Source organism: Paenibacillus sp. P4_A7 (assembly GCF_056402455.1).
This window is the reverse complement of the sequence record NZ_JBFUHJ010000256.1, coordinates 1-7,706: the sequence shown is the minus strand read 5'-3', so window position 1 is coordinate 7,706 and position 7,706 is coordinate 1. Positions and strand designations below refer to the sequence as shown.

7 protein-coding genes are annotated in these 7,706 nt (G+C 45.7%); 6 read left to right on the top strand and 1 reads right to left on the bottom strand.

Translation table 11 applies throughout. The features are described 5' to 3' along the window. The first annotated feature begins 310 nt into the window (after positions 1-310). On the top strand, positions 311-1,264 hold the full coding sequence (locus AC1DWN_RS22705; protein ID WP_477561175.1) for an EamA family transporter: 954 nt from the start codon (positions 311-313) through the stop codon (positions 1,262-1,264). 205 nt (positions 1,265-1,469) lie between these two features. On the opposite strand, the gene AC1DWN_RS22700 is transcribed toward AC1DWN_RS22705, so the two are convergent. Beyond that, complete coding sequence (locus AC1DWN_RS22700) at positions 1,470-2,327, bottom strand: AraC family transcriptional regulator (protein ID WP_477561174.1); 858 nt, start codon at positions 2,325-2,327, stop codon at positions 1,470-1,472. 148 nt (positions 2,328-2,475) lie between these two features. Between AC1DWN_RS22700 and AC1DWN_RS22695 the strand changes: the two genes are divergently transcribed. The 5 genes from AC1DWN_RS22695 to AC1DWN_RS22675 all read left to right on the top strand — a co-directional run. Continuing rightward, positions 2,476-3,306, top strand: a complete 831-nt coding sequence (locus AC1DWN_RS22695) for an amidohydrolase family protein (protein WP_477561173.1) — start codon at positions 2,476-2,478, stop codon at positions 3,304-3,306. After that, positions 3,303-4,784 carry a tagaturonate reductase gene (locus AC1DWN_RS22690; RefSeq protein WP_477561172.1) on the top strand — a complete coding sequence of 494 codons (1,482 nt, stop codon included), beginning with the start codon at positions 3,303-3,305 and terminating at the stop codon, positions 4,782-4,784. The genes AC1DWN_RS22695 and AC1DWN_RS22690 overlap by 4 nt, the downstream gene beginning before the upstream one ends. A 7-nt stretch (positions 4,785-4,791) precedes the next feature. Then, positions 4,792-6,306, top strand: coding sequence for a UxaA family hydrolase (locus AC1DWN_RS22685; protein ID WP_477561171.1), 1,515 nt, complete (start codon positions 4,792-4,794; stop codon positions 6,304-6,306). Positions 6,307-6,341: 35 nt separating this feature from the next. After that, complete coding sequence (locus AC1DWN_RS22680) at positions 6,342-7,286, top strand: aldo/keto reductase (protein ID WP_477561170.1); 945 nt, start codon at positions 6,342-6,344, stop codon at positions 7,284-7,286. Positions 7,287-7,300: 14 nt separating this feature from the next. After that, positions 7,301-7,706 (top strand): alcohol dehydrogenase catalytic domain-containing protein (locus tag AC1DWN_RS22675; RefSeq protein WP_477561169.1); only part of this gene is annotated, 406 nt, incomplete at its 3' end.

The window sequence follows — 7,706 nt, the reverse complement described above, 5'->3', positions numbered from 1 at the left end:
GGTCATGTCTGTATCGATAGCGCTTGGAGAGGCGGCTGGCATTACTGCTGCTTTATCTGCCAAGCAATCGTTGGCTCCAGGTGAGCTGAAGGCAGATCTTGTCCAAGCAGAGCTGTTGAAGCGCGGCGCCATCTTATACTAGCAAGCCTCAAATTTGAGTTTCGCAAGGGGGATGAGAGGAAAAGATATGGTGAGAAGGCATAAACAAATCACCTTTCCATGGAGACAAAACTGGCTGTGCTTGTTATGATAAGAACTATTGTGCTTATCACTAGCACTGCTTTGAAATGGAAAGGGGCTTTCTCATCTCATGTGGCTTACTTATTCGGTATTCGCAGCTCTTTGCTTTGGATTGCGGGGCATTTTATATCATTGGACTAGTCAAAAACCGCTTAATCGGAATTTATTGCTCTGCGGCACATTTACTATGGGAGCTATTATAAACGGAGTATGTGCGTTTGCTTTTTCATCAAATTGGACGATGGCTGCGCTAATCGGTATCCAAATGGGTTTGTTTTCTTTTGGAGCTAATGCGAGTATGTTTAAAGGCTTTGCAGTCGGTAAAGCATCGCTTGTTGCGATATTAACAGCTCTACCATCGGTCATTGTCGTGATTGTTGCATTTGGGCTATGGGGCGAAAAATTGCACGCTATGCAGCTCATTGCATTTATTATAATCGTAGGTGGCGTGTTGCTGGTTCGTCTGTCTAACGATATTTCACTGCGTAACCTCCAAGGTGCCCAGTGGGGCTTACTCGCGTTGGTGTTGTTTGCGGCGAATGATTTGTCAGGTAAATGGTCGACGATGATGGAAGCGGAGCTGTTTCCGACCATGTTCTTTATGTTCGTGACGGGTGCAAGCTGTTTTGGAATCTGGTGGCTGAAGGATTTGCAGAAAGAACGGAGTCAGCAAAAGGAACGGTTACCTCATAAAGTGGCAGCCACAGGCGGCGCGGTGCATGTATCGGCTTTTTCTGTATCTGAGACTGCAGCAGCAGCTAAAGAAACGGTAGGCTGGAGTGGCAAACGCACTTTTTTGGTTGGGCTGGCAGTTGGTACAACGAATGCGGTAGGTATGATGTTTATCGTGACAGCGTTTGATCTTGGAAAGGCTGGCCTCGTATCAGCAGTTACGGCACTCAACGTATTAATTGTTCTACTGTATACGCGGTTTGTTGTGAAGGATAAGTTCACTAAGGTTGAAGTGACTGGAATTACGCTCGCATTTGCAGGGATATTGCTCATGCGGTTGTTCGGTGCGTAATGAAAGGGAATTTGCATATTTGATTTAAGTAATTGATCTAACTAATTGATCTAACTAATTGATCTAACTAATTGATCTAAGTATTATCTCAATGTAAAAGCTGCCGAGTGGCAGCTTTTTTTTTGTCATTCCTTCTTATTAAGTGCGTAAACATTGCTTGCCCTTAAAAGCGATTTTCATAATATCTGCTGTTACTGGCCATCAATTATTCGTTCTTCTTGTAGTGTGCGGGTGTCATGCCTGTCATTTTCTTGAACATGCGGTGAAAATGGGGCAAACTCTCAAAGCCGCAGCGCTCAGCAATGTCGGCGATATTAACGTCTGACTCAAGCAGCAGCTCAGTGGCGCGGATAATTCTTTTTGTCGTTACATATTCCGTTACGTTTAGGCTTGTCAGCTTTTTGAATACACGTGAGAAGTGAGCAGGTGTTACGGATGCTCGCTTCGCAAGCTGGGATAAGCCGAGCGGGCTATCCAGATGCTCATCAATATAGGTTAAAATGTTCGTCATCCAGCTGGGATGAGCAGTTGACTCTGCTTGGTCGCCATTCGTTGCTGAAATGCTGCGGCCTAACAGCAGCAATAAATGCTGTACATGCAGCAGTATAGCTTGACGATAACCCAGCTGTTCATCTTTATTTTCGGCATGAATACGGTCAATTAACTGTACGATTTGCTGTTTATCGGAAGTATCGGGAGATAGTTTGTATGCCTTCCGACGCTTGGCTTGCTCAAAACAGCGTAAATAAGAGAACGAATCGCCGAGCGGCGAGCTATGGACAAAGGAAGCATTAAAAAATAAAGCTGTTGATGTTTTCGGGTCGTCCGGATCAGGAAAGGAACGGTGAATGGTGTTTCCAGGAATCATAAATACATCGCCGGGAACTGCGTCATATATCGTTTGATCAATAAAAAAAGTTCCTCTTCCGTTATAGATATATACAATTTCATACCAGTCGTGAATATGGTCGGGAAGCTCTGTTTGCGCGCTTTTTGTATCTTGATAGACATACTCGAATGGAAACGCGGTTGTTGTATCGAACTTTTTTCGGTACGGATTCATCCAAACCAACTCACTTTCAGTATTATTCAGCTTCATTTTAGCAAATATCAAAATAGAGTACAAATAAGAGCTAATTGAACATTTAAACCTTCGAAATTGTTTTTTATAATGAAGAAGACTAGTAGACATTAGAAAAGAGGCGAATCGAATGAGATTAGATGCACACCAGCATTACTGGAAAATTGATCGGGGAGATTATGGTTGGTTAACGCCGGAGATTCCGGTGCTGAATCGTGATTTTCTACCAGAGCATTTGGAGCCGCAATTAAATAAACATCAAATAGAGGGCACGATCGTCGTACAAGCGGCAGCTACGCTAGAGGAAACGGATTATTTACTGGAGTTAAGTGAAACGGAAGATACAATTGTTGGTGTGGTAGCGTGGCTTGATCTTGCTGATCCCGAATATCGCAGTCATTATGAACGGTTCGCGCGTCATCCGAAGTTTGTTGGCTTTCGTGTCATGATTCAGGAGATGACGGATGCGAATGCGGTGCTTGAGCCTAGCTTTGTGGAAGCGCTCACTTATTTTGCCGAATTAGATGTACCGATTGATTTGCTCGTTGTATCGCATCAGCTCGAACCGGTTGTCCGACTTCTGGAGCGCGTTCCTGGATTGCGTGCTGTAATTGATCATATTGCAAAGCCGAGAATTCGTGATGGAGTAATGGAGCCGTGGCAAAGCCAAATGAGGCAAATCGCTTCGCATCCGAACATTTATTGCAAGCTATCGGGTATGGTGACTGAAGCTGATCATAGCAATTGGAAGCCTTCTGACTTTACAGCCTACATTGCTCATGTAATTGAAGTGTTTGGTGCTGATCGAGTGATGTTTGGAAGTGACTGGCCAGTGTGTTTGCTTGCGGCGACCTATGATGAGGTTATTGATGTTTTGCAAGCGGCGATTCCAGCATCATGGACGGAAGCTCAGCAGCAGCGGTTATTCGGACTAAATGCGAAGGAGTTTTATAAACGATGACAACCCTGAATCGAAGTCACTTAAATGAAGAGCAGCTTCTGAGCTTTGAAGAGACGGTCAGCGGTCCGATAACTGTGCTGCAAATAGGCGAGGGTAACTTTTTACGTGGTTTTTTCGACTGGATGATTTACGAGTCTAAGAAACAAGGACTATATAAAGGCAGTATCGCAGTTATACAGCCTAGACCAGGCGGAAAACCGAAGATTGAAGCACTGGCTAAACAAGATGGCTTATACACATTGGTCATTCGAGGCTTGGAAAATGGTGAGAGCGTGCAGCGTAAAGAAGTGATTTCCGTATTCAGCAAGGTTTTTGATCCTTATTCCAATTGGGATGACTATTTAGCATTAGCTGAAAATAGTGAACTGCAGATTGTCGTCTCGAATACAACGGAAGCGGGTCTTGTCTATCGTCCTGAAGAACTTATAGAGGGTCAGCCGATACAGTCATTTCCAGGTAAGCTGACCCAGCTTTTATATAGAAGATTTACTTATTTTAATGGCGATCCGAAGCGTGGTTTAATTTGTTTGCCCTGTGAGCTGCTAGAGCGGAATGGCGATGAGCTTCGCAGCTGTATTTTAAAATACAGCGATGATTGGGGTTATTCTGAAGCATTTAAGCAATGGGTTTTGGAGCATAACCGTTTTCTAAACTCGCTCGTTGATCGAATCGTAACCGGTTATCCGGATGAGGCACAGGCGGAGGCATGGTTTAATGAATGGGGTTACTCAGACCCTATGTTGAGTACAACTGAGCCGTATCATTTATGGGCGATTGAAGCGGATCCACAGCTTGAAGAACTGCTGCCTCTGCAGAAGGCGGGACTCAATGTGCATTGGGTAGATGATCTGAGACCTTTTCAACTGAGGAAAGTGCGTATCCTGAACGGTGCTCACACGTTAATGACTCCGATTGGATTGCTCCAGGATATGGAGCAGGTTCGCGAAGCGATGGAGCATCAGGTGCTAGGAGAATTAGTACGGAATACTGTTGAGCAGGAAATCATACCTGTACTACCAATTTCGGTTGAAGAACTGCGTGCCTATGCATCGGATGTATATGAACGTTTCTTGAATCCGTTTATTCGCCATCGGTTGGCGAACATCGCTATGAACAGCTTGAGCAAGTTTAAAGTGCGTCTGCTTCCATCTTTGCTTGCATATAGGGAACGCGGCGAGTCCGTACCGACAGGGTTGGCGTTAGCATTTGCTGGTTTACTAAGGTATTACAAGGTGAAACAGGTAAACGGCGGGTATGAAGGAGCAACACTTAGCGGAGCTTCCTATATCGTTCGCGATGATGCTGCGATGCTGGAGAAAATTGCAGCCGTGTGGCTGAAGTCGGATGAACAGGGCTGGTCGACGGAACAAAGCGTGATGAAGCTGCTAAGCCTAGAAGAAATCTGGGGGTTAGATATAGCAGCAGAATGGCCAGAGCTTGCCGCCAAAGTAAGCTCAAATATAGTAGAAATGGAGTGATTAACGAATGAATAGCTGGATTCGACTACATGAGGATGACCATGTCGTTATTGCGCTTCAGTCTTTTGCCAAAGGAGATAAGCTGTTGCTGGACGGCAGTGGTGGGTCACATACGTTGGAGCTGCTGGACGATGTGGAGAAGGGTCATAAAATAGTAACCCGAGCTGTTCACAAGGGTGATGACGTGCTGAAGTTTGGCTACTCGATCGGTAAAGCGAAGGAAGATCTCGAGCCAGGCACTTGGGTACACACGCATAATATGGGTACTGGCTTGAAAGGTATTCTGGATTACTCGTACGAGCCTCAGGCTCATGTAAAGGAGAGCAAAGCATCAGCATCAGCTGATGTGGGGCGTACATTTCAAGGCTTCATTCGCGAAAATGGCGAAGTCGGCATACGTAATGAAATTTGGATTATTAATACGGTTGGCTGCATTAATAAGACCTGTGAGCTGATAGCAAAAAGAGCAAATACGCTTTACGAGGGACGAATTGATGGTGTGTTTCATTTCGCTCATCCATTCGGCTGCTCGCAGCTAGGTGATGATCTGGTTCATACACAAAAGCTGCTCGCATCACTGGCGAATCATCCAAATGCAGCCGGCGTGCTTGTGGTCGGTCTCGGCTGTGAAAATAATCAAATTGATTCGTTCAAGCAAGCAATTGGCGAGCATAGTCCGGATCGAATTAAGTTCTTGAAGTCGCAAGAAGCAGAGGACGAAATTGAGGATGCTCTAGAGTTAATCGAAGAGCTAGTCAGATATGCAGAGAGTTATAAGCGTGAGCCGGTACCCGTCTCGAAGCTGAAGCTTGGTCTGAAGTGCGGAGGCTCGGATGGATTATCGGGCATTACTGCTAATCCGCTTGTCGGAGCGGTGTCTGATCGTCTGATTGCATCAGGAGGAACGGCGATTCTAACGGAAGTGCCGGAGATGTTTGGCGCCGAGACGATATTGATGAACCGTGCCGCGGACGAGCAGGTTTTTCATAAAATCGTTCATTTAGTCAATGATTTTAAGCAGTATTTTATAAGGCATGATCAAGAAATTTATGAAAACCCATCTCCAGGTAACAAGGCAGGCGGAATAAGCACGCTGGAGGAAAAGTCTCTTGGCTGCACTCAGAAGGGTGGGCATGCGATTKTACAGGATGTTGTGGCTTACGGTGAGCGGATTACGAATAGCGGGCTCAATTTGCTGGAAGCGCCAGGCAATGATCTCGTATCGGTAACTGCATTGTCCGCGGGCGGAGCGCATATTGTTCTGTTTACAACAGGCAGAGGGACACCATTCGGCGGTCCGGTGCCAACCGTTAAAATCGCTACAAATAGTGAGCTTGCCGGCCGGAAGAAAAACTGGATCGATTTCAACRCAGGTCAGCTTCTTGAGGACAAAAGTATGGAGATGCTGACGGATGAGCTATGGGAGCAGCTAATTAGCCTAGCATCCGGGGAATCGCAAACCAAGAATGAACGAAACGGCTTTAAGGAAATTGCTATTTTTAAAGACGGCGTTATTTTATGAAGATAGCTATTGTATGGGATGTGGAGTGATGTTGGATGAAGTATCGGAAGCTCGGGAAAACAGGGCTGGAAGTGTCTGTACTTAGCTTTGGTGCATCGTCACTCGGATCGGTATTCCGGGAAACAGATGAAGCGGAAAGTGTTCGTACCGTGCATACAGCTGTAGATATGGGTATTAATTTGATTGATGTATCGCCGTACTATGGCTTAACTAAGGCGGAGAAGGTGCTCGGTAAAGCAATTGCAGAGCTGCCTAGAGATAAGTTTATTCTATCAACGAAGGCTGGCCGTTATGGATCGGATAGCTTTGACTTTTCGGAAAAGCGAATTATAAGCAGTGTGGATGAAAGCTTGCAGCGTTTGCAGACGGACTATATAGATATATTATTTTTGCATGATATTGAGTTTGTTCCTTTTGAGCAGGTTGCAGAAGGTGCATTTCCGGCATTGGATAAGCTGAAGCAGCAAGGTAAAATCCGGTTTTCTGGCGTATCGGGATTACCGCTGGCTGTGTTTGAAAAGTCGCTCGCTTATCGGGAGCTTGATGCTATGCTGTCATACTGCCATTACTCATTAAATGATACTTCGCTACTCGACGCTTTGCCGCTTTTGGAGGAGAAGCAGGTTGGACTTGTTAGTGCTTCGCCATTATCGATGGGCTTGCTGAGTACCCGTCCTGCTGCCGATTGGCATCCTGTCGGTGCTCCTATTCAAGAGCTTTGCAAGAAGGCTGCTGAACATTGCGCTGCAAAAGGGGCAGATATTACGAAGCTAGCGGTACAGTATTCGACGTCGAATGAACGTATCCCCACGACGCTCGTAAGTACTGCTAATCCAGACAACATACGCAAAAATATCGAGTGGGCGAATGAATCGCTTGACGAACAGCTGCTGGGAGAGGTATTAGCTATTTTGGAGCCCATCCATAATCGGTCTTGGATAAGAGGTAGAGCGGAATATAATGTGAATACGATGGTGTAAGGGGGTGCTGCGGGGTGAAAGCAATTGTTTGTGAACAAATTGATGAATTGCGGTTAGTTGAGCAGGAGGAACCTGCATTAGAGCCTGGGACTGCAATAGTCCGTATTCGCAGAATTGGAATATGCGGAACAGATTTGCATGCTTTTAAAGGGAATCAGCCGTTTTTCACTTATCCTAAAGTACTTGGTCATGAACTCGCAGGTACGGTAGAGCAGGTGGATGGACGGGGAGACATCGTTAAGGTCGGTGATCAGGTAAGCATCATTCCTTATATGCATTGCGGCGATTGTATTGCTTGCCGCTATGGGAAAACAAATTGCTGCACCGATATGAAGGTGCTAGGAGTCCATGTTGATGGAGGAATGCGCGAGTTGATTACAGTTCCAATAACCCATCTACTTGTAACGAATGGATTGACGC

Bases quoted from the DNA above. Each gene is read 5' to 3' on its own strand.
- AC1DWN_RS22700 (WP_477561174.1), bottom strand. From the start codon at position 2,327: ATGAATCCGTACCGAAAAAAGTTCGATACAACAACCGCGTTTCCATTC.
- AC1DWN_RS22705 (WP_477561175.1), top strand. From the start codon at position 311: ATGTGGCTTACTTATTCGGTATTCGCAGCTCTTTGCTTTGGATTGCGG.
- AC1DWN_RS22695 (WP_477561173.1), top strand. From the start codon at position 2,476: ATGAGATTAGATGCACACCAGCATTACTGGAAAATTGATCGGGGAGAT.
- AC1DWN_RS22690 (WP_477561172.1), top strand. From the start codon at position 3,303: ATGACAACCCTGAATCGAAGTCACTTAAATGAAGAGCAGCTTCTGAGC.
- AC1DWN_RS22680 (WP_477561170.1), top strand. From the start codon at position 6,342: ATGAAGTATCGGAAGCTCGGGAAAACAGGGCTGGAAGTGTCTGTACTT.